Here is a 19,844-nt window from a genome sequence, read left to right on the forward strand (position 1 = left end):
ATCATGGAAACGACACGTACCGATCCCAACGACCGTACACGCCCCGATGACCGCGGCGAATCGGCCGACGCGGCCTGCGAGGACGTCTGCAACGCGCGGGAGGTCCACGCCGGGACCCTGGACGGGGTGCGCGGGGCCATGCCGCCCGACGCGGACCTCTTCTACCTGGCCGAGCTCTTCAAGGTCCTGGGCGACCACACGCGCACGCGCATCCTGAGCGCCTTGGCCCTGGCGGAGCTGTGCGTCTGCGACCTCGCGGAGCTGCTCGGCATGTCCCACTCCGCGGTCTCGCACCAGCTGCGCGCCCTGCGCGCGGCCAGGCTGGTGCGCTTCCGGCGCGAGGGCAAGAACGCCTATTACGCCCTGGACGACGACCACGTCCTCGGCCTCATCAGGCAGGGACTGGAGCACGTGCGGCACGGCTGAGGCGACCCGGAGAAACCACCCGCCCGCGCGAGCTCGCGGCGCGAAAAAACATATGCATATATGCTTATGCGTTCATATTGAGAGGTAGCGAATGCGCCCGCTCTTCGCAGTCGATCCCCTGGTGAAGATCCTCTACGCCTCCTGGGACGTGGTCGTGGAGGCCGCGCCCTGGATGCTGCTCGGCATCCTCGTGGCCGGGCTCCTCAAGACCCTCCTGCCCGACGACATGGTGGCCCGCCACCTGGGGCCCGGGAGCCGCTTCGCGGTGCTCAAGGCCGCGCTGCTCGGCGTGCCCATCCCCCTGTGCAGCTGCGGCGTCCTGCCCGCCGCGGCGGGGCTCAGGAAGCAGGGTGCGGGCAAGGGGGCGGCGGCCGCCTTCCTGGTGGCCACGCCCGAGACCGGCGTGGACTCCATCGCCGTGACCTACGCCCTGCTCGACCCGCTGATGACCCTGCTCAGGCCCCTGGCCGCCCTGGTCACGGCCCTGGTCACCGGCTACGGCGTCTCCTGGCTCGACCGCCGCGAGAAGGGTGACCGGAGCGTGTGGGCCGCGGAGAAGGAGGCGGCCCCAGCGGAAACCGGGGGGAAGGACATTGACTTCCAGGCCGGGGCATCCGGCGGCTCTGCGGCCCCTTCCGAAGCCGCCGCCCCTCTCGGTCCCATAGACCTCTTCCACCCCCTGCCGCCGGAGACGGACGCAGGCGCGCCCGGGTGCGCGGCGCCGGACGCCACGATCAGGGACCGCGTGGTGGCCGAGGCCGCGACCGGCAGCTGCGGCTGCGGCCACTGCTGCACCACGGTGAACTCCGAGGGCTCGCGCGTCTCCCGCCTGGGCGCGGGGCTGCGCTACGCCCTGTGGGATCTCGCGGGCGACATCGGCCCGTGGTTCCTGGGCGGCGCGGTGCTGGCGGGCGGCTTCACCGCGCTCATGCCGCCGCACTTCCTGGCCCAGTCCCTGGGCACGGGCATCTGGTCCATGGTCGCGGCGCTCCTCGCCTCCCTGCCGCTCTACGTCTGCGCCACGGCCAGCACGCCCCTTGTCGCCGCCCTGGCGCTCAAGGGGCTCTCCCCGGGCGCCGCCCTGGTCTTCCTGCTCGCCGGTCCGGCCACCAACGCGGCCACCGTGGCCGTGGTCGCCAGCATGCTCGGCCGCCGCGCCGCCGCGCTCTACGTCGCGGCCATCGCGCTCTGCTCGCTGGGCCTCGGCCTCGTGGCCAACGAGCTGTACGCCCGCCTCGGCCTGAACGTCTCGAGCTGGGTGACGCTCGGCGGCGAGAGCGGGCCGGGCCTTTTCGGCAACCTCGCGGCAGGGCTGCTCCTGCTGCTCTTCGCCATTGCCTGGCTGCGCCAGAGGCTGCACAAGGCATAGCGGGCTGAGGAGAGCGCCGGGACTCGGGGGATTTCAGGTCGTTTCGGAGAGCCCGGGGCCGGGCGGAAAGGCCCGCAGGCTATCTGCGGGGGCGTGCGGGCGCGGCTGGTGGCGTGGCGGGCGAAGCCGCGTCGCCCTTGACCGGCTCTTCCCCGACGCCCGAGAAGCCGAGGATCTGGGCGGCCCAGGCCATGGCCCTGGCGTGCAGCCTGGCCACCATCTCGGGGTCGAGCCCCATCTCGTCCAGCAGCCCCCGCAGCTCGTCCCACGCGGCGCGCTCGAAGAGGTCCACCAGCCTGAGCCATCGGCCCGCGCGCGACTCCCGCCCCATGAGGGCGTTCCTGATGTCGTCGTCCAGGGGGAGCTTTTCCATCAGCTCCTCCATGCTCTGGCCCATGATGGCGTCCAGGAGCGAGAACAGGCCGAGCAGGAAGAGGGCTTCCGGGGCCTGACCCGCCTTGGTCGCCGCGCCCATGAGCTCGAGGAAGCGGGCGCGCGTGGCCGAGATGTAGGCCAGCTCGCCGGTGCGCTGGTTGCGGCTGAAATCGGACATGACCACCACGCGCAGCCACTGCGCGAGCTGCTTCTGCCCGAGCAGGACGATGGCCTGGCGCACGGATTCGATCTTGGAGCGCAGCGAGAAGGCGGCGGAGTTGATGTAGCGCAGCAGCCGGTAGGACAGGGAGATGTCCACGGCGATGATCTGGGCCAGGTCGTTGACGTCGTAGTCCGGGTGGCCGAGCTTCTCCAGGAGCTGGAGCTTGGAGAGCTCCGAGCTGCTGATCTTGCGGCCGGTGAGGATCTGCGGCTTGTGGAAGAAGAATCCCTGGAAATACTCGAAGCCGAGCTGGCGCGTCAGCTCGTAGATGCGCACGGTCTCGATCTTCTCGGCCAAAAGCTTGCAGCCGTAAGGCTTCAGCTGCTTGTAGAGGGAGATGACCTCCCCCGGCGAGCGGCCGAGGATGTCGACCTTGACGATGTCCGCGAGCTCGAGGATCGGCTCGTAGCCGGGCTCGCCCACGAAGTCGTCCAGGGCCAGGATGTAGCCGGCGTCCTTCAGTCGCCTGAGCGCGCGCAGGATGTCGGGCTCCGGCCTGACCGTCTCCAGGACCTCGATGACGCAGACGTCCGGGGGCAGGGCGAAGGCCGCGTCCTCGAGCAGCATGCGCCCCGGGAAGTTGATCAGGAGGCGCGACCCCTGACGGATGCCGTCGCCCGCGAGGACGAAGCCCTCCGCGATGACCTGGCTCGTGGCCGCGTCGCCGTCGACGAGGTCGAAGCACTCCGACTGCTGGCTCGTGCGGAAGAGCAGCTCATAGCCCCAGATGTTCTCGGCGCGGTCGAAGATGGGCTGCCGCGCGATGAAGACCGGCTCGGCCGTGAGGTCGTCGGGGTGCAGCGTGTCGGTTCACCTCATGGCGCAAGCGGCGCCAGGGTCAGGCCCGCGTCCTCCGGCAGGCCGAGCATCAGGTTGGCGTTGGCCAGCGCCTGTCCGCTCGCGCCGCGGCAGAGGTTGTCTATGGCCGAGAGCACGACCAGCCGCCCGGTGCGGGGATCGGACACGAGTCCTAGGTCGCAGAACATGGTGCCGCGCACGCTGCGCGTTTCCGGGAACCTGCCCTCGGGCAGCACCCTGACCCAGCGCTCGTCAGCGTAGCGGGAAAGGTAGATCTCGCGCACCTCGGCCGTGGTCATGGGCTTTTTGAGCCGCAGGTACATGGTCGAGAGGATGCCCCGGTTCAGGGGCAGCAGGTGCGGGTTGAAGGAGACGGTCAGCTCTCCGCCCGCGGCCTTGGAAAGCTCCTGCTCGATCTCCGGCGTGTGGCGGTGCGTGCCGATGCCGTAGGCACGGAAGCTGTCCGAGACCTCGCAGAAGAGCATGGGCACCTTGGCCCCGCGACCGGCGCCCGTGGCTCCGGACTTGGAGTCGATGACGATGCCGTCCGGCTCCGCGATGCCCGATTCCAGCGCCGGGGTCAGGCCGAGGATGGCCGAGGTCGGGTAGCAGCCCGGGTTGGCCACCAGGCGGGCGTGCTTCACCTTCTCGCGGTAGAGTTCCACGAGGCCGAAGACCGCCTCGCCCAGGAGGTCGGTGCGGCGGTGGGCCAGGCCGTACCACTTCTCGTACACGTCCTTGTCGTGCAGCCTGAAGTCGGCCGAGAGGTCCACCACGCGGGCGCCCGCGTCGAGCAGCTCGCCCGCCATGTCCATGGCGGTGCCGTGGGGCACGGCCAGGAAGACCACGTCGCAGGCGGCCTTCAGGTCCGCCACGTCGGGCTCGCTCACGACCACGTCTCCGGGAGCGGTCTTCTCCAGATGGGGGAAGAGGTCGGCCAGGCGCCTGCCCGCCTCGCTGCGCGAGGTGGCGCGCACGAGTTCGAGGGACGGGTGGGAGGCCAGGAGCCGGGCCAGTTCCATGCCGGTGTAGCCGGTCACTCCGACCAGTCCGGCGCGAAAGAGAGAGGGCATTGCGGGTCCTTTACTTCGTCTTGGCGACGTATTTCATGCGCAGCTCGAAGAGCACGTCCTCGAGCAGCCGGGCCTCGTCGGGCTCCAGGCACTTGGCGGTCTTGCACTTCAGCATGCACAGGATGTCGATGGTGTGCTTGGCCAGGGTCAGGTCCTCCTGCATCGTGCCGCTTTCGGGCGCGGGCACCTCGCCGAGGTGCACCAGGGCCGAGGAGGCCAGCGACAGGACGAAGGTGGAGAAGGTCACCTCGGGCATCAGGCCGCCGCAGCCGCATCCTTCGGTCGGGTGGCCGGCGGCGTGTTCGGGCGTGTCGGTCGCGGTCATGAACGTCTCCTTGCTTACGTCGGACTCGGCGATACCATAATACCGCCGATCAGACGTGCAACCCCATGTACCGCAATACCTCAGCGCCCTCAAGAAGCCGGAGCGCCCAAGGCGCGGCGCCGACGGCCGCGCCCGGTGCGGCGCCCGCAGCGGCAACGCCGGGGATCAGCGGTTGCCGTCCTTCAGCAGGTCCCTGATCTCGCCCAGCAGAACCTCGCTCTTGGTCGGCGCCGGCGGCGCGGCCGGGGCGGCCTCCTCCTTGCGCTTGAGCGAGTTGATGCCCTTGACCAGCAGGAAGACCGCAAAGGCGACGATGGCGAAGTCCACCACGGTCTGGATGAAGGCGCCGTAGCGCAGGACCACCGCGGGGGTGTCACCCGCGGCCTGGCGCAGGGTCACGGTCAGGCCCGTGAAGTTCACCCCGCCGAGCGCGAGCCCGATGGGCGGCATGATCACGTCGGCCACGAGCGAGCTGACGATCTTGCCGAAGGCCGCGCCGACGATGATGCCCACGGCCATGTCCACGGCGTTGCCCTTGACGGCGAAGGTCTTGAATTCCTCGAGCAGTTTCATGGTGTGCTCCTCCTCTTGGGCCTTCACTGGCCCATGCGGCGGAACATGCCACAAATCGGGCAGGCGGCAAATACGGCAAAGCCCGAAGATGCGGGAGAGGAAGTCTTCCGCAAAAGGGGCCGCAAAGGGGACCGCAAAGGGGCCGCAAAGGCTCGGCGAAAGAGGCCGGGGAAAAGGTCAGTGCGCCTCGGCCCAGTTTTTTCCCACGCCCCATTCCACGGCCAGGGGCACGTCGAGGTCGGCGACGTGGGTCATGATCGCGGCCAGGCGTTCGCCCGCGGCCTGCGCGGTGGCCGCCGGGGCCTCGACGAGCAGTTCGTCGTGCACCTGCAGGATCAGGCGCGCGTCGAGCCTTTTCAGCTCCGCGTCCTCGTGGGCGCGGATCATGGCCAGCTTGATGATGTCCGCGGCCGAGCCCTGCACGCGCGTGTTGATGGCCTGGCGCACGGCCTGGGACTGCTCGTTGTCGTTGCGCGAGCGGAGCCCGGGCAGCAGGCGGCGGCGGCCGAGCATGGTGGTCACGAAGCCGTCGCGCCGCGCCTCCTGCTCCACGCCCTCGAAGAAGGCCTTCACCCTCGGCATGCGCTCGAAGTAGCGGGCGATGAAGTCCTTGGCCTCGGTGAGCGTGATCTTCAGCTCGCGCGAGAGGCGCTGCGGCCCCATGCCGTAGAGCAGGCCGAAGTTGATGGTCTTGGCGCCGCGCCGCTCGGCGGGCGTGACCTCGTCCGGCTCCTTGCCGTGCAAGATGGCCGCGGTGCGCGCGTGGATGTCCTCGCCCGCCCTGAAGGCCGAGGTCAGCCCGGGGTCGCCGCACAGGTGCGCCAGGAGCCGAAGCTCGATCTGCGAGTAGTCGGCCGAGGCTAGGAGCTTGCCCGGCGCGGCCGTGAAGCAGGCCCGCATGCGGCCGCCCATGGGGCCGCGGATGGGGATGTTCTGCAGGTTCGGGCCCGAGCTCGAGAGCCTGCCCGTGGCCGTGGAGAGGTTGTTGAAGGTGGTGTGGATGCGGCCCTGGCCGTCCACGAGCCGCGGCAGGGGCTCGAGGTAGGTGGAGCGCATCTTCTCCAGGCCCCGGAACTCCAGGACCAGGTCGATGAGCTCGCTGTCCCCGGCCATCTTCTCCAGCGCCGCCTGGGAGGTGGAGGGCTGGCCGCCCGGCGTCTTGCCCCGGGGCTTCAGCCCCATCTTCTCGAAGAGGATGCGGCCGAGCTGCTGGCTCGAACGCACGTTGAACTCCTCGCCCGCGGCGGCGTAGATCTTGGCGGTCAGCGTGTCGATGCCCTCGGTGACCTCGGCCAGGAAGGACGTGAAGGCCGTGAGGTCGATGGCCACGCCCGCGCGCTCCATGTCCGTGAGCACGGGCACCAGGGGCAGCTCGAGGGTTGCGTAGAGGTCGCCCATGCCCGAGATCTCGAGCCGCTTGGCCAGGGTGCGGCCGAGCTCCAGCGCGGCCAGGCCGGGCGCGCCGTGCGGCGCGGGCGTGAAGTCCGGATCGCCGATGCTCGCGGCCAGCAGGTGCGGCAGGCCGTATTCGCGCTCCTCCGGGTTCAGGAGGTAGGCCATGAGGCCCAGGTCGCGCACGCGGGCGAGGGGCACGTTCTGCCACGCGGCATCGCGGCCGAGCAGTTCCTTGAGCGAGGGCACGGCCAGGGAGGCGCAGTCTGAAAGCGCGGCGGCAAGCTCGGCCTCGCTCCCGGCAAAGCGCCACTCGGCCTCGCCGAGGCCCAGGGCGAAGGCCCCGGCGTCGGCGCCCGCGCCGTGCGCGTCCGTGCCCGTTCCCGGGGGCACGCAGCCCGTCTCCAGGCCGGAGAGGGGCGGCAGCCCGGCCGCCGTCCCGGCCGTTCCCGCCACGGCGGACGCCGCCTCGGCGGCCGGGGCGGTCTGCCCGGCGCCCTGGGGCATGAAGTCGAAAAGATTCTTTCCCTGCGCGGCGGCAGCCTTGCCCTTGGCGCCTTTCGCGCCCTTGGACCCGGCCTGCGCGGCGGAGGCGGCCTGAGCCGCCGTCTTGCCATGGCTCGGGCCCGAGGCCTGGCCCGTGCCCGGCCCCTGCGAAATCTCCCGGGCCATGTCCCTCGGCAGCTCGCGCACGAGCGAGCCGAACTCGTACTGTCTGATGAACTCCTTGAGTCCGGCGATGTCGGGCGCGGCGAGGGTGAGGCGCTCCAGGGAGAGGTCTTGGCAGAAGTCCGTGCGCAGCCGCGTCAGATCGCGCCAGCGGTACGAGGCCTCCTCCTGGCCGGTGAGCTTCTTCCTGTACTTCTCGGGCACCTCGGCCAGGTCGCGCCACAGCTCCTCGAGGCTCGCGCGGCCCGCCATGAGCTCGGTCGCGGACTTGGGGCCGATGCCGGGCACGCCCGGGATGTTGTCCGCCGAGTCGCCGGTCAGGGCCTGGAAGTCCGGCCAGGCGGCGGGCGAAAGCCCGGTTGCGGCCGTGAACTCGGCCACGCCCTCGAGCTTCTCCTGCTTGCCGGACGGGTCCCAGAGCCAGACGCGCGCATCGAGGCACTGGCGCAGGTCCTTGTCCGCGCCCACGATGACCACGGGGCGCTCGCCCTTGAGCCGGTCGGCCACCGAGGCGATGCAGTCGTCCGCCTCCGAGCCCTCGGAGACGATGATGGGCAGGCCGAGCAGGGCGAGTCCCTGCTTGATGGGCTCGATCTGCCTGATCAGGTCCTCGGGCGTGGCCTGGCGCTGCGCCTTGTACTCGGCGTAGATGTCGTCGCGGAACGTCTTCCCCTTGCCGTCCAGGAAGAAGCCCATGAACGCGGGCCGCTCCTCGCGCAGGATCTTGAGCATCATGCGCAGGACCACGTAGACGGCGTTGGTGGGAAAGCCCTCGTGCGTGCTCATGTCGCGGAAGGCGTAGAAGCCGCGGTAGATGAAGGCCGAGCCGTCCACGAGGTAGACGGGGTCCTGGGCGAGGTTGAGTCTGTCTTTTAAGGGCATGTCGCGGGCCGCACGGGCGGTCGGGTCAGGGTTTCTTCGCGGATGGTCCGTCGGGCGCGGCCTCGGGCACGGTTTTGGGGGCGGCGCTCGGCGGCGCCTCGCCCAGGTGCCCGTTGCAGCAGCGCAGCTTCTTGCCGTCGAAGCGGCCGCAGAGCAGGTCCTCGGGCGAGACGGTGAGCTTGGCGAGGTCGATCTCGGCGCGCGCGGCCTGGCTGTGGCCGCCCGCGCTGCCCAGGTCCCCGAAGAGGTCGGAGGCCATCTGGCCCACGTCGCGCGTCAGGCCGTCGCCGCGGAAGATGACCACCAGGGAGTTCTTGCACTGGCCCGCCACAGCGGTCCAGCCGATCTCGTGCACGTGCAGGAAGAAGTCGGCCAGGATGACCAGGATGTCCGGGTTCTCCACCTTGCCCATGAAGACGTAGGCGCCCTGGTCGCAGATCTCCAGCTGCTCGAGCGCCTTGCGGAAGTAGTCGAGCCAGCGCAGGTGGTATTCGCTGCGCACGATCTTCTTGAGCGCCATCTGGTTGGCGAACTTGGAGAGGTAGCGGAAGGCGCGCACGTCCGTGTCGCAGAACTCGCGCTCGAAGCTCTGGGTGTCGGACTTGATGCCGTAGAGCAGCGCCGTGGCCAGGAAGGGCGCGGGCTTGATGTCCAGGTTGTAGAGGTACTCGGTGAGCAGGGTGGAGCAGGCGCCGTACTCGGTGCGGATCTCCGCGAAGTCCGCCTTGACCGGGGCCTCCTTCTTCACGGGGTGGTGGTCCAGGACGATGGAGAACGTGAAGTCCTGGAAAGCCGGATTGTGGTGCGGCTGGGAGTCCACCAGGGCGAAATGGTCGTAGCGCGCGGCGATGCGGGGCGTGAGCAGCTTGGTCGGGATGCGCAGGTAGCGGATCATGGCCAGGTTGTCCGGCCGCCTGATCTCGTTGATGTGCGCGAGCCCCACCTTGGCCACCTTGCGGCCGATGATGCGGCGCAGCGCCATGGCGCAGCCCATGGCGTCCGGGTCGGCGGTCATGAGGATCAGCCAGCGCTGGTCCTTCTGCAGCAGGCCGGTCAGGCGGCGCAGTTCCTCGTCGAGCTTGCGGAAATAGGCCATCTGGTGCCTTCGGGCTCAACCCTTGAGTTGCAGCGGCAGACCGGCGGCCACCAGCCAGACGGCGTCGGCGAGCGCGGCCAGCCGCTTGTTGCAGGTGCCCTGGGCGCGAATGAAGGCGCGAGTGGCCGCATCCCCGGCCACGGGGCAGAGCCCTGCCTCCTGGGAGACGAGCACGACCACCTTCCCGCCCGCGGCCCCGAGAACCTGTTCCAGTTCCGAGAGCCGGGCCTCTTCCTCACCTTGCATCATGCAGGAATACAGCCAGAAATCAAGCGCATCCACGAGGACGGCGTCGTGGTCGGGCAGGAGCCCGCCGAGCACGGCGGGCAGGTCCGCGCGCGCCTCGACCACGGGCAGCGCGGCTTCCCGGCCGCGCTTGTGGGCCATGATCCGGGCCCGGAAGTCCTGGTCCGCGGCCAGTCCCGTGGCCACCATGACGCGGCGGCCGGGCGCGGCGTCGAGGAGCGAGAGGGCGAAGTCGGACTTGCCCGAAGACTGTCCCCCGAGCACCAGCGTGACCATCCTAGCCCCCGCCGCTCAGGACCTCGTGCAGCACGGCCATGGAGGCGGCCAGGCCCTCGGGGTCGAAGACCTCGGGCATGACCACGGTGTCCGGGCTCATGCGCGAGAGGATGATGCGCACGAGCGCGCGGCCCTCGGCGTCCAGCTCGGTCAGCGGCAGGTGGCGGCCGTCCGGCGCCGGGGCGCACAGGTGCACGAGCTTCACGCGCGGCCAGAGCCTGGGCAGTTCGAGCAGGCGCTCCTGGCCGTAGAGCATCAGGTGGCCGAGGTCCAGGCAGAGGTTCAGGCCCAGGTAGCGGATGTCGCACCAGAATTCGAGGGGGTTGAACTCCTTGGTGTTCTCGAGCAGCACCCGATCCGGCTTGATTCCCTTGTGGATGAAGCAGAAGGCCAGCTCGTCCAGCTGCTTGGCGTGGGGCGGGGCGTGCACCACGAAGCCCCAGGGGTCGAGGAAGGCGGTCTTGTCCAGAAGGGAGGTGATGACGTGGCTGACCGCCAGGATTCCGTCCTTCCAGGGCAGGTCGAGCGGCAGGTGCAGGTGGTAGTTGAGGGAGAGCTCGGCCAGGGTCCGGGGCAGGTCCTCCTCCCCGTATTCCAGGCAGGCCTTGGACTCGAAGAGCAGGATGCCTATCTCGTCGAAGATTTCGCCCAGGCGGCGGCAGTTTTCTCCCACCGTGCCGGGCCAGACCCAGGAGGGGGCGGCCACGCGGAAAGGAAAGTCAGTGGGCCCCACGGACAGGGGCAGGGAAGGGCTGCTGCTCGGTTTGCGGGTCTTGGGCATGTCTTTATTCCGTGTCCATGGCGTCAGGAATGCGTCGTGCGCCCGGCCCGGCAAAGGCCGCGGCTCCCGGGCGCGGGCCGCGCGCGCAGGCCGGATGAGGGCCTGCCGGGCACGGATATTGCTTCGCTCAAGGACAGCACCAGCCGGCTGGAAGACGCCGAGGGGGTTCGGCCATGAGAAGAATGCGCATGTTCCTGCAACACAGTTTGAATCCGCTTCATGTCTATTGCCGTCTCAAGGACTGCGGGCTCAGCCACGGGGTGGCGCTCAGGGTCTCGGTCTTCTACGAGCGCCACGTCTACTGCCGCGGCCGGGTGCCCGGCCCCGAGGCCGTGGAGCCCGTCGGCCTCTCGGACTGAACGCGGCCCGTCACGGGCAGCGCCGCCCGGGCAGGCGCTTCCCGCCTGCCCGCCCCGCCCGGAAATTCCGCTACATCAGCTGAATCTGGCGCTCCTGGCGCACGGTCTTCGGAACCATGACCGAGGCGCGCAGGAGTTCCTGCGGCAGCGCCTCCAGGAAGCGCGAGGCCGGAAGCCTGAGCTCCCTGCCGTAGAGCATCCGGCTCTGGGCCCGGGAGAGGTAGAGCCTGCCCCTGGAGCGCGTGAGCCCCACGTAGAACAGCCGCCTCTCCTCGGCCTCGTCCGGCCTCTCGTCGGACGCCTTGCCCGAGAGGAAGCCCATGCCCGCGAACGGCAGGAGCCCGTCCTCCAGGGCGGGCAGGAAGACCGCGCCGAACTCGAGCCCCTTGGCCGCGTGCAGGGTCATGATCTGCACGCGCTCCGCCTTCTGGCGCACCTGCTCCGTGGCGCTCTGCAGATCCACCCAGTTGACGAGCCCGGCCCAGCCTCCCTGGACCTCGAAGGCCCGCGAGAACTCCTTGAACGGCCTGCCGTTCCAGAACATGCGGTCGAAGGGCTTGAGGTCCTGGAAATAGGCGGCCAGGCCGAGCGGCCCCTTGGCCAGGACTTTCTCCGGCACGGAAAGCGGTTCCGGCTCCTCGGCCGCGCCCTCGTCCGTGGGCTCGGCGGCAAGCCCTGCGGTCTGCAGGGCCACCTCGTCGGGCACGGTCATGCCCAGGAATCCCTTGGCCGTGGCCATGATGGCCGCGATGCGCGGCTCGAGCCAGAAGGCCTCGGCCTCGGGCACGGAGCAGGGCAGTCCCAGCCGTTCCAGGGTGCGGCGGATGGGGCCTGCCAGGGCCTTGAAGCGCACGAGGATCGCGATCTCCCCGGGCGAAAGGCCCCCGCCTCGGCCGCCGTCGAGCGTGGCGCTCGACCCGCCAAGCAGGGCGCGCACGCGCTCGCCGATCCAGGCGGCCTCGCGGGCCGCGTCCGGCGCGGTGAAGATGAGCTGCTCGCCGGGCTCGGAAAGATGGGCGCGCAGCGGCGCGCGGCCCGGGAACAGGGCCGCGGAGAGCGTGAGCACCGGCGGCGCGCTGCGGTAGTTCTCGGTCAGGCGCACGACCTCGAGGTTCGGCCAGGCCGCGCGCAGGTCGGCCTCCACCGCGGGCAGGGCGCCGCGGAAGGAATAGATGGACTGGTCCGGGTCGCCGATGGCGAAGAGCCCGGTCCCCTCCGGCCCGGCCAGGGCCTTGACCACGGCCAGCTGCAGGGCCGAGAGGTCCTGGACCTCGTCCACCAGCAGGTGGCGGTGGCGGCGTACGTAAATCCCGGACTCTATCTGCTCCAGCCAGAATTCGAGCAGGTCCGCGTAGTCCACCAGGTTCCAGTATTCCTTCTTCTTGACGTAGGGGCGGAAGGTCTCGCGCATGGCGTCGTCCACCGCCCGCTGCTCGCGGGCCAGCATGTACCCGGCGAAGGCCTGCTTCAGGCGCGCGCCGGAAAGCTCGGGCATGCACTCGGCGAAGACGCGGCGCGCCGAGTCCTCGTCCATGACCGTGGGCGCCTCGGCATAGGCCCCGGCCCAGTACTCGAAGGCCAGGGCGTGCAGGGTGTCGGCGCGCGGAAGCGCCGTGCCCTCCTCCTTGCCCCGGGCGAGCCGCTCGCGCATCTCGGCCGCGGCGCGGCGGGTGAAGGTCACGGCCAGGATCTCCGAGGCCGGGGTGCCCGCGGCCATGAGCGCCTCGGCGCGGCCCATGAGGGTCTGGGTCTTGCCCGTGCCGGGACCGGCCAGCACCAGGACCGGGTGCGGCCCGGCCGCCATGGCCTGCTGCTGCGCCTCGTTCCAGGCGGGCGCGGCGGGGCGCGCGGGCTGAAAGACTGTCAGCGGGGCCGCGTCCGCGTCCGCGCCGGATTTCCCGGGCGCGGGAGCCGCGCCTGCCGGAGCGATTTCGGAACGGGCCGTGTCGGCCTTTTCGCCCGAAGCTTGGGCGGACTGGGCGGGCCTGGCCTCCGCGCCCGGAAGCAGGCCGCCGGAAAGGCCCGTGGCCAGGAAGCGGCCCTGGCGCATCTCCTGCTTCTCGGCCTGGGAGAAGACCGAGATGACGCCGAACTGGCCGTCGAAGCCGGGATCGCGCAGCACCCTGCCCTGGCGCATGCGGCCCACGGCCTCGCCGAGCAGGGGGTGGACCCGGGAGAGGTCCTCGGGCGGCACGTCGCAGAGCACGCCCATCTCCGAGCCGAAGCGGGAGACGGCCTTGGTGTAGAGGGCCTGGGATTTCTTGGTGCCGGGCCCGGCGCCGATGACCTCGCCGCAGACCTCGGACAGCGGGATGAGCGAGGAGAAGGCGGGTTGGCCCTGCGGGTTCTCGGGCGCCTCGCGGTCGGCCAGCTCCATGACGCGGTGCAGCACGCCGAGCGTCAGCGGCTTGCCGCAGACCGGGCAGATGTTGCCCCGGGCCATGGCGTCGCGCGGCTCCAGCACCACGCCGCACTTGCGGTGGCCGTCCAGGTGGTACTTGCCCTCCTCGGGGAAGAACTCGTAGGTGCCGAGGAATCCCTGGCCCAGCCCCTCGCCCTTGAGGGAGCGGTAGATGGTCTCGTAGGTCATCTCGCCGGAAAAGATGTTGGCCTCGCGGCCGAGCTTCTCGCCGGAATGGGCGTCGGAGTTCGAGATCAGGCGGAAGCGGTCGAGCCCGGAGATGAGGCGGTTCATGTCCGGGTCGGAGGACAGGCCGGTCTCCAGGGCGAAAATCTCCGACGAGAGGTCGCCGAAGCACTCCTCCATGGAGTCGAAGCCCGAGGCCGAGCCGAAGAGCGAGAACCACGGCGTCCAGATGTGCGCGGGCACGAGGAAGGACATGCCGCCGAGCTCGAGGACCATCTCGAGAAGGTTCTTGGAGTCGAGCCCCAGGATGGGGCGGCCGTCCGAGGCGAGGTTGCCGATGGCCGAGAGCCTGGCGTTCAGCTCGCGCGCCTTGTCCAGGGAGGGCACGAAGACCAGGTTGTGCACCTTGCGCACGCGTCCGCCGCGCTTGTAGATGGAGCTTATCTCCGCCTGGAGCACGAAGCGCGTGCGGCCCTGGGGCAGCCAGCCGTCCAGGTGCGGGATCTCCGAGGAGAGCCCCTTGGGCGAGCGCAGGGTCAGGAGGCCTGAGCCGTCGTCCACGCAGGACTCGGCGATCTCCTCGAGCCATTTGGGATGGGTGAAGTCCCCCGTGCCGATGACCTCCAGGCCCTTGGCCAGGGCCCAGGCGGAGAGGTGGCGGGGGGTCAGGGCCTTGGACGTGGCCCGGGAATACCGTGAGTGGATGTGTAAATCGGCTCTGAACCGTTCCATGCAGGCGTCGTCGGCGTCCCTCGCGCGTCGTAAGAAGGCCCCTGGTGAAGTGCGCGCCCGGCCGTCAGTCGACACGGGCCGCAGCCGTCCCTTCATACCCGTTTTCGGCCGCGAAGACCACCGCCGCGTGGCCTCCGGGTCAGCTTATTTGTTCATCAACTATTTCGATGGGTTGTATTTGCCTTGAAGATGTCATCCCTGGCCGCAGTCCGTGGGGTCGCCGAAGAGCTTGTCCAGGGCGTGGGGCAGGGCGGGCAGGATGGCCCCGAGCGTCTCGCGCACGGCCTTGGGCGAGCCGGGCATGTTGACCACGATGCTCTGCCCGATGGTCCCGGCCACGGCGCGGGAGATGGCCGCGTGCGGCGTCTTCTCCAGCGAGGTCAGGGTCATGGCCCGCTCGAAGCCGGGCAGCCGCTTGTCGATGACGGCGAGCGTCGCCTCGGGCGTCACGTCGCGCGGGCCGAGGCCGGTTCCGCCGGTGGTCAGGATGAGGTCGAAGCCTTCCACCAGCGCGAGCGAGGAGAGAAGCCCGCGCAAGAGCCCCTCGTCGTCCGGGATGACCAGGCCGCGCGCCAGCGAGAGCTCCATGGCCGAGCCGCAGAGCTCCTCGATGAGCGGGCCCGAGGCGTCCGTGCGCTCGCCCCGGCTGCCCTTGTCCGAGAGGGTGATCCAGGCCAGCGAGATGCCGCGTCGCTCCACCGTGAAGGTCGTCTCCACGGACAGGGCGCAGGGCTTTTTCGCGCGCAGCAGGGTGGCCAGGGAGGCGGGGGGCGTGGGCGTCGCCGGGGCGTCCGTGCCCTGGCCGGGCCACACGGCCGTGCCCGTGGCCTGGAACACCGCCTCGCCCGCGAGCGAGAGTATCCAGCCCGCGCGCGGCCGGGGCGAGCCCGGGGCGCAGGCGAGCAGGGGCAGGGTGATGCCGGGCAGGGGACCCTGGACCAGGGCGCAGGTGTCCCCGGCGTCGCAGGCCAGCCCCTCGGGCGCGGTGACGGCGAGCAGGGCGGGCCGCATCTGGGATGTCATGGTCTCTCCTTGGGGGATGAATCCGGTGCGGGGGCGGTCTCGGCGGGCGCCTGGGCCCGGGCCAGGGCCACGCGGGCGAAGGATTCGAGCGCCGCGGAATCGGCCAGGACGCGCTCGTCGGCCACGGGCACGCCCGGGAAGCGGCGGCGCACCTGGCGCGCGAACAGGCCCAGGGAGCGTCCGATCTCGCGGCTCTCCCGCTTGTCCGGCGAGGGGCCCACGCGGTCGTACACCGGGATGGGCGTGACCGCGGCGCAGGTCGGGGACCTGCTCTTGAGCACGAAGGCCGCCGGATTCCTTCCGGCCAGGGCCTCCACCATCTCCAGGATGCGGCCGGTGACGCGGAAGGTGTAGTCCGTGCCGGTGGCGACGCCGATCATCAGGGGCGAGAAGGGCGTGCCGGAAAGGTTGATGGGCTCGCGGGGCACGGGCAGGCCCGCCGCCACCTCGGGGCAGAGCGCCAGGATCTCGAAGTCGCGCGCGAGATATTCCACGAGGCGCGCGGCGTAGACGGGCCGCCCGTCGTACCGCGTCCTCCGCCCGGCGAGGCAGGCGCTCATGACCAAAAGCGGCTGCATGGCTGCCTCAGGCCAGGAGCACGGCCAGGATGCCGGTGATGAAGATGCCGTCGAACGTTCCCGCGCCGCCGATGGAAAGCATGGGGGCCTCCAACTCCTTCATGGTCGCGGGCCGGAGCAGGTGCATCACGTCCGCGCCGATGAGCGTGCCGAGCGAGCCGGAGACGTAGGCCACCGCCGGGGCCTGCGCGGGCGGCGCCAGGGTGATGGCCGCCAGCGCCGTGACCAGGGGCGGCACCAGGATGGGGATGCCGATGCCCACGCCCTGCACCGGCCGGGCGAGCTTGTAGCAGACCGCGCTGACAACGACCACGGCGATGATCAGGGGCAGGGAGACGCCCATGTGCGAGACGAGCCAGGCCGAGAGGAAGCAGGGGATGATGCAGCCGCCCATGTTCACGGCCACGGTCTGGTCCACGAGCGTGCCCTCCTCGCAGCGCATCCAGGGGCCGCGCTGGTGGCGGAACATCAGGGAGAGGTCCGGCTTGCAGACCTTGACCTGGCGCCCGGTGCGGAACAGCGGCAGGTTCACCGCCGCGCCGAAGAGCGTGCCCATGAGCAGCAGGAAGCCCTGGTTCGGGGTCAGGCCGAGCTTGGCGAAGGCGATGGTGATGACACCCACCTGGACGAAGGCGAAGAGAAAGGCCAGAACCAGGAAGAGGACGACCATGAAGACGCCGCCGAGCGGGAGATGGAAGGATGGGCCTCTTTGCATGTCGCCTCGCGGGGTTTGGGTGCGATCAAGTCTTCATCTATAGATCGCTCTTGCGCGCATGGCAAGAAACCGGCACCCTGCGTTCGCCTCACGCACCATTTTCCGGACGAAGGAGCATTCCATGAAGGGCATCATCCTGGCAGGCGGGTCGGGCACGCGGCTCTCCCCCATCACGCGCGGCGTGTGCAAGCAGCTGCTGCCGCTCTACGACAAGCCCATGGTCTACTACCCCCTGTCCGTGCTCATGCTCGCGGGCATCCGGGACATCTGCATCATCTCCACCCCGCAGGACCTGCCGCGCTTCCGGCAGATGTTCGGCACGGGCGAGCGCCTCGGCCTCTCGCTCACCTACATCGAGCAGCCGCGGCCCGAGGGGCTGGCCCAGGCCTTCCTCCTGGCCGAGGAGTTCATCGGGGCCGATCCGGTCTGCCTGGTGCTCGGGGACAACGTCTTCTACGGCCAGGGGCTCTCGAAGAAGCTGCAGGAGTGCGCGCGCCTGGAGAAGGGCGGCCTGGTCTTCGGCTACAAGGTCAAGGACCCGGAGCGCTACGGCGTGGTGGAGTTCGACGCCGCGGGCCGCGCCATCAGCATCGAGGAGAAGCCCGAGCGCCCCAAGTCGCGCTACGCGGTCACGGGGCTCTACTTCTACGACAACTCCGTCGTCTCCATCGCCAAGGGGCTCGCGCCGTCCCCGCGCGGCGAGCTCGAGATCACGGACGTGAACAACGCCTACCTCGCGCGCGGCGAACTGCGCGTGGAGTTCCTGGGCCGGGGCTACGCCTGGCTCGACACCGGCACCTTCGAGTCGCTGCACCAGGCCGCGGGCTTCGTGCAGGTCATCCAGCAGCGCCAGGACCTCGTGGTGGCCTGCATCGAGGAGATCGCCTTCCGCATGGGCTACATCGGCCTCGACCAACTGGAAGAGCTCGGCCGCGAGATGTCCAAGAACACCTACGGGCAATACATCCTCGACGTCGTGCGCGAGGAGCGCAGTTCAGGGCGCTGAAAACGCGCCGTCCGCGGCGTTGCTGCGAAACGTTCAGGCCCTCGCGTAGGTGGACTACGCGAGGGTCTGAACGTTTCTTGCGCCTTGCATCCGGCGCTTTTTGAGCGGCCTGAGGGACTGGGGCGTTTGTGTCGGGGGCGGCCGCTTGGGTCGCCTTTTTCAGTGCAGGAAGAGGGCGACCAGGGGGGCAACGGCGACGCAGGAGAGCCCGGCCAGGACCATGACCAGACCGGCCACGGAGCCTTCCTCCCGGCCCACCTCGCGCGCCTTGGCCACGCCCACGCCGTGCGCGCCCATGCCGAACATCATCCCCCGGGCCAGGGTCGAGCGCAGGGGCAGCAGCTTGCGCAGGCTCTCCCCCACCATGCCCCCGAGAATCCCCGTGACGACCACGCAGACCGCGGTCAGGTCCGGCCTGCCGCCCACGTCGCTGGACGCGGCCATGGCGAAAGGCGTGGTGAAGGAGCGCGGCAGCAGGGTGCGGCAGAGCTCCGGCGAGAGGCTGAGCCAGGTGGCCAGCAGCCACGAGCTGCCCAGCGCCACGGAGCAGCCGACCACGAGCCCCACGGCCAGGATAGGCCAGTGGCGCCGGATCAGCTCGCGCTGCTCGTAGATGGGCAGGGCGAAGGCCACGGTGGTCGGGCCGAGCAGGGTCAGGAGCCAGTGCGTGCCCACCAGGTACTCGCGGTAGCTGGTGTGCAGGAGAAGGGCCGGGACCAGGCAGAAGAGCCAGGAGAGCAGCAGCGGCGAGCTCCACCAGGCCCCGGTGCGGCGGTTCACGGCGCGCGCCGCGAGATAGAAGAGCGGCGTGGCCAGCGCCCAGAACACGGGCAGGGCGACGTGCCAGAGCCCGCTATGCATGGCGGTTCCCCAGGCGGAAGCAGAACTCCACGGCCAGGGCCGTGGTGGTCATGACCGCCACCGTGCCCGCCACGATGACCAGCAGGACCTTGAGGCCCACGAGGCTCATCAGCTCGCGGTGGTCGAGCACGGCCAGGGTGGCGGGGACGAAGAAGAGGATCATGTGGTCGAGCAGGCTCGACGAGCCGCGGCGAAGCCACCCGGCGGGCACGCGGCCCGAGAGGAGCAGGATGAGCAGCGCCGCCATGCCGAGCACGCCGCCGGGCATGGGCAGGGACAGGGCGCTCGCGAGCCGGTCGAAGGGCCACCAGATGGCCGAGAGTACGCCGATCTGCAGCCATCTGCTGCGATGAAGCGCCCTGCGGCCGGAAAGCTTGAGCGATGTGAAACTCATGTTCGTTCTCCTTGTGCACCTCGAAGCTAGGCACGCCTGAACTATTTGTGAAATGAATTGTAGGAATGAAAGTTATGCCCTATGGGAATGGGCATGGAACTTCGGAACCTTCGCGTCTTCGTCGAGGTGGTGCGGCAGGGCGGCTTTTCCGCCGCGGCCAAGACGGCCTTCATGACCCAGCCGAGCGTGAGCAAGGCCGTGAAGCAGCTCGAGGACGAGTGCGGCGCGCAGCTTCTGGAGCGGCTGGGCGGAGGGGTGCGGCTCACGGACGCGGGCGAGGTGGTCTACGGCCGGGCCCTGGCCATGCTCGCGGAGCGCGACCGTCTCCTGGCCGACCTCGCCGAGCTGCAGGGGCTCATCCAGGGCAAGCTGCGCCTGGGGCTGCCTCCCTTCGGCAGCAGCCTGCTCTTCGCGCCGCTCATCGCGGAGTACCGCAGCCTGCACCCTGGCGTGGAGATCGACCTCCTCGAGCGCGGCAGCGCGGCCCTGGAGGAGGCGGTGCTGGAAGGCCACATCGAGCTTGCCGTCTCGCTCCTGCCCGTGGCGGACGACTTCGCGCGCCTGGAGGTGCGCGACGACCCTCTGATGGCCGTGCTCTGGCGCGACCATCCCCTGGCCGCGCGCTCCTCGGTGCGCCTGGCCGAGCTCGCCGAGACCCCTTTCATCCTCTACGACAAGGGCTTCGCCCTCACCTCGCGCATCGAGGCCGCCTGCCTGCGCCGGGGTTTCTCGCCCCAGGCCGTGGCGCGCAGCGGCCAGGTGGACTTCATCTTCGCCCTGGTGGCGGCGGGTCTGGGCGTGGCCCTCATGCCGCGCGTCATGACCGAGCGGCAGGGCGCGCTGCCCGTGCGCGCGGTGCTGCTGGACGAGGCCGACCTGCGCTGGTGCGCGGTGATCGTCTGGCGGCGCGGGGCGCACCTCTCGCCGCCCGCCCGGGCCTGGCTCGCCCTGGCCGCGGCGCACTTCGGCACGGGCCGGTCCGGACCGGACGCGACGGACGCGACGGGCGCGGCGGATTGATCGAAAAGCGCGCCGCATGCAGGGCGCACGACAAAGAGCGCACGAAACGATCGGGCCCCCGCGTA

The 19,844-nt window shown here is 70.1% G+C and carries 19 protein-coding genes; 5 read left to right on the forward strand and 14 right to left on the reverse strand.

Annotation, left to right across the window (positions count from 1 at the left end):
- The first annotated feature begins 3 nt into the window (after nucleotides 1–3).
- Nucleotides 4–426 (forward strand): helix-turn-helix transcriptional regulator, encoded by a 423-nt coding sequence (locus DSX2_RS04805; protein ID WP_020880023.1) that lies wholly within the window; start codon nucleotides 4–6, stop codon nucleotides 424–426.
- Nucleotides 427–517: 91 nt separating this feature from the next.
- Complete coding sequence (locus DSX2_RS04810) at nucleotides 518–1,795, forward strand: SO_0444 family Cu/Zn efflux transporter (RefSeq protein WP_020880024.1); 1,278 nt, start codon at nucleotides 518–520, stop codon at nucleotides 1,793–1,795.
- A gap of 79 nt (nucleotides 1,796–1,874) precedes the next feature.
- Here the strand turns inward: DSX2_RS04810 and DSX2_RS04815 are convergent, their stop codons facing one another.
- The 8 genes from DSX2_RS04815 to cbiR form a co-directional block, all read right to left on the reverse strand.
- Complete coding sequence (locus DSX2_RS04815) at nucleotides 1,875–2,960, reverse strand: EAL and HDOD domain-containing protein (protein ID WP_020880025.1); 1,086 nt, start codon at nucleotides 2,958–2,960, stop codon at nucleotides 1,875–1,877.
- Between the two features lie 248 nt (nucleotides 2,961–3,208).
- Nucleotides 3,209–4,264, reverse strand: coding sequence for an N-acetyl-gamma-glutamyl-phosphate reductase (gene argC / locus DSX2_RS04820; RefSeq protein ID WP_020880026.1), 1,056 nt, complete (start codon nucleotides 4,262–4,264; stop codon nucleotides 3,209–3,211).
- A 10-nt stretch (nucleotides 4,265–4,274) separates the two neighbouring features.
- The gene (locus tag DSX2_RS04825; protein ID WP_236615082.1) at nucleotides 4,275–4,520 is read right to left on the reverse strand and encodes a DUF1844 domain-containing protein; all 246 of its coding nucleotides are present in this window, start codon (nucleotides 4,518–4,520) and stop codon (nucleotides 4,275–4,277) included.
- Nucleotides 4,521–4,754: 234 nt separating this feature from the next.
- On the reverse strand, nucleotides 4,755–5,162 hold the full coding sequence (gene mscL, locus DSX2_RS04830) for a large-conductance mechanosensitive channel protein MscL (RefSeq protein ID WP_020880028.1): 408 nt from the start codon (nucleotides 5,160–5,162) through the stop codon (nucleotides 4,755–4,757).
- A 177-nt stretch (nucleotides 5,163–5,339) separates the two neighbouring features.
- Nucleotides 5,340–8,105 (reverse strand): DNA polymerase I, encoded by a 2,766-nt coding sequence (gene polA / locus DSX2_RS04835; protein WP_020880029.1) that lies wholly within the window; start codon nucleotides 8,103–8,105, stop codon nucleotides 5,340–5,342.
- 25 nt (nucleotides 8,106–8,130) lie between these two features.
- Complete coding sequence (locus tag DSX2_RS04840; protein ID WP_020880030.1) at nucleotides 8,131–9,201, reverse strand: bifunctional oligoribonuclease/PAP phosphatase NrnA; 1,071 nt, start codon at nucleotides 9,199–9,201, stop codon at nucleotides 8,131–8,133.
- A gap of 15 nt (nucleotides 9,202–9,216) precedes the next feature.
- On the reverse strand, nucleotides 9,217–9,723 hold the full coding sequence (locus tag DSX2_RS04845) for a bifunctional adenosylcobinamide kinase/adenosylcobinamide-phosphate guanylyltransferase (RefSeq protein ID WP_020880031.1): 507 nt from the start codon (nucleotides 9,721–9,723) through the stop codon (nucleotides 9,217–9,219).
- A gap of 1 nt (nucleotide 9,724) precedes the next feature.
- The gene (cbiR, locus tag DSX2_RS04850; RefSeq protein WP_020880032.1) at nucleotides 9,725–10,504 is read right to left on the reverse strand and encodes a cobamide remodeling phosphodiesterase CbiR; all 780 of its coding nucleotides are present in this window, start codon (nucleotides 10,502–10,504) and stop codon (nucleotides 9,725–9,727) included.
- Nucleotides 10,505–10,692: 188 nt separating this feature from the next.
- Here cbiR and DSX2_RS17920 point away from each other — a divergent pair, with 188 nt between their 5' ends.
- Nucleotides 10,693–10,863: a hypothetical protein gene (locus tag DSX2_RS17920; protein WP_328285324.1), complete on the forward strand. Its 171-nt coding sequence runs from the start codon at nucleotides 10,693–10,695 to the stop codon at nucleotides 10,861–10,863.
- 70 nt (nucleotides 10,864–10,933) lie between these two features.
- Here the strand turns inward: DSX2_RS17920 and DSX2_RS04855 are convergent, their stop codons facing one another.
- From DSX2_RS04855 to DSX2_RS04870, 4 genes are all read right to left on the reverse strand, one after another.
- Nucleotides 10,934–14,182 carry a UvrD-helicase domain-containing protein gene (locus DSX2_RS04855; RefSeq protein ID WP_020880034.1) on the reverse strand — a complete coding sequence of 1,083 codons (3,249 nt, stop codon included), beginning with the start codon at nucleotides 14,180–14,182 and terminating at the stop codon, nucleotides 10,934–10,936.
- Nucleotides 14,183–14,374: 192 nt separating this feature from the next.
- On the reverse strand, nucleotides 14,375–15,205 hold the full coding sequence (locus tag DSX2_RS04860; RefSeq protein ID WP_020880035.1) for a molybdenum cofactor biosynthesis protein B: 831 nt from the start codon (nucleotides 15,203–15,205) through the stop codon (nucleotides 14,375–14,377).
- Entirely contained in the window at nucleotides 15,202–15,783 is a 582-nt protein-coding gene (locus DSX2_RS04865) for a DUF523 domain-containing protein (protein WP_020880036.1), read from the reverse strand. Before DSX2_RS04865 ends, DSX2_RS04860 begins: the two co-directional genes overlap by 4 nt.
- Nucleotides 15,784–15,790: 7 nt before the next feature.
- The gene (locus DSX2_RS04870; protein ID WP_020880037.1) at nucleotides 15,791–16,498 is read right to left on the reverse strand and encodes a DUF1614 domain-containing protein; all 708 of its coding nucleotides are present in this window, start codon (nucleotides 16,496–16,498) and stop codon (nucleotides 15,791–15,793) included.
- A gap of 121 nt (nucleotides 16,499–16,619) precedes the next feature.
- On the opposite strand from DSX2_RS04870, the gene rfbA reads away from it, so the two are divergent.
- A complete protein-coding gene (gene rfbA, locus DSX2_RS04875) occupies nucleotides 16,620–17,504 on the forward strand; it encodes a glucose-1-phosphate thymidylyltransferase RfbA (protein ID WP_020880038.1) in 885 nt (294 codons plus the stop codon).
- Between the two features lie 159 nt (nucleotides 17,505–17,663).
- Here rfbA and DSX2_RS04880 read toward each other — a convergent pair whose 3' ends face one another.
- The gene (locus DSX2_RS04880) at nucleotides 17,664–18,365 is read right to left on the reverse strand and encodes an LrgB family protein (protein WP_020880039.1); all 702 of its coding nucleotides are present in this window, start codon (nucleotides 18,363–18,365) and stop codon (nucleotides 17,664–17,666) included.
- Entirely contained in the window at nucleotides 18,358–18,759 is a 402-nt protein-coding gene (locus tag DSX2_RS04885; protein WP_020880040.1) for a CidA/LrgA family protein, read from the reverse strand. Before DSX2_RS04885 ends, DSX2_RS04880 begins: the two co-directional genes overlap by 8 nt.
- Before the next feature lie 93 nt (nucleotides 18,760–18,852).
- Here DSX2_RS04885 and DSX2_RS04890 point away from each other — a divergent pair, with 93 nt between their 5' ends.
- Complete coding sequence (locus DSX2_RS04890; RefSeq protein ID WP_020880041.1) at nucleotides 18,853–19,779, forward strand: LysR family transcriptional regulator; 927 nt, start codon at nucleotides 18,853–18,855, stop codon at nucleotides 19,777–19,779.
- Nucleotides 19,780–19,844 lie beyond the last annotated feature (65 nt).

Source organism: Desulfovibrio sp. X2, assembly GCF_000422205.1.
GTDB lineage: Bacteria > Desulfobacterota > Desulfovibrionia > Desulfovibrionales > Desulfovibrionaceae > Alkalidesulfovibrio.

Bases quoted from the DNA above. Each gene is read 5' to 3' on its own strand.
- DSX2_RS04890 (WP_020880041.1), top strand. From the start codon at position 18,853: ATGGAACTTCGGAACCTTCGCGTCTTCGTCGAGGTGGTGCGGCAGGGC.
- DSX2_RS04880 (WP_020880039.1), bottom strand. From the start codon at position 18,365: ATGCATAGCGGGCTCTGGCACGTCGCCCTGCCCGTGTTCTGGGCGCTG.
- cbiR (WP_020880032.1), bottom strand. From the start codon at position 10,504: ATGCCCAAGACCCGCAAACCGAGCAGCAGCCCTTCCCTGCCCCTGTCC.
- DSX2_RS04810 (WP_020880024.1), top strand. From the start codon at position 518: ATGCGCCCGCTCTTCGCAGTCGATCCCCTGGTGAAGATCCTCTACGCC.
- rfbA (WP_020880038.1), top strand. From the start codon at position 16,620: ATGAAGGGCATCATCCTGGCAGGCGGGTCGGGCACGCGGCTCTCCCCC.
- DSX2_RS17920 (WP_328285324.1), top strand. From the start codon at position 10,693: ATGTTCCTGCAACACAGTTTGAATCCGCTTCATGTCTATTGCCGTCTC.
- DSX2_RS04840 (WP_020880030.1), bottom strand. From the start codon at position 9,201: ATGGCCTATTTCCGCAAGCTCGACGAGGAACTGCGCCGCCTGACCGGC.
- polA (WP_020880029.1), bottom strand. From the start codon at position 8,105: ATGCCCTTAAAAGACAGACTCAACCTCGCCCAGGACCCCGTCTACCTC.
- DSX2_RS04865 (WP_020880036.1), bottom strand. From the start codon at position 15,783: ATGCAGCCGCTTTTGGTCATGAGCGCCTGCCTCGCCGGGCGGAGGACG.
- mscL (WP_020880028.1), bottom strand. From the start codon at position 5,162: ATGAAACTGCTCGAGGAATTCAAGACCTTCGCCGTCAAGGGCAACGCC.
- DSX2_RS04860 (WP_020880035.1), bottom strand. From the start codon at position 15,205: ATGACATCCCAGATGCGGCCCGCCCTGCTCGCCGTCACCGCGCCCGAG.
- DSX2_RS04805 (WP_020880023.1), top strand. From the start codon at position 4: ATGGAAACGACACGTACCGATCCCAACGACCGTACACGCCCCGATGAC.
- DSX2_RS04885 (WP_020880040.1), bottom strand. From the start codon at position 18,759: ATGAGTTTCACATCGCTCAAGCTTTCCGGCCGCAGGGCGCTTCATCGC.
- DSX2_RS04815 (WP_020880025.1), bottom strand. From the start codon at position 2,960: ATGCTGCTCGAGGACGCGGCCTTCGCCCTGCCCCCGGACGTCTGCGTC.
- argC (WP_020880026.1), bottom strand. From the start codon at position 4,264: ATGCCCTCTCTCTTTCGCGCCGGACTGGTCGGAGTGACCGGCTACACC.
- DSX2_RS04825 (WP_236615082.1), bottom strand. From the start codon at position 4,520: ATGCCCGAGGTGACCTTCTCCACCTTCGTCCTGTCGCTGGCCTCCTCG.
- DSX2_RS04870 (WP_020880037.1), bottom strand. From the start codon at position 16,498: ATGCAAAGAGGCCCATCCTTCCATCTCCCGCTCGGCGGCGTCTTCATG.
- DSX2_RS04855 (WP_020880034.1), bottom strand. From the start codon at position 14,182: ATGGAACGGTTCAGAGCCGATTTACACATCCACTCACGGTATTCCCGG.
- DSX2_RS04845 (WP_020880031.1), bottom strand. From the start codon at position 9,723: ATGGTCACGCTGGTGCTCGGGGGACAGTCTTCGGGCAAGTCCGACTTC.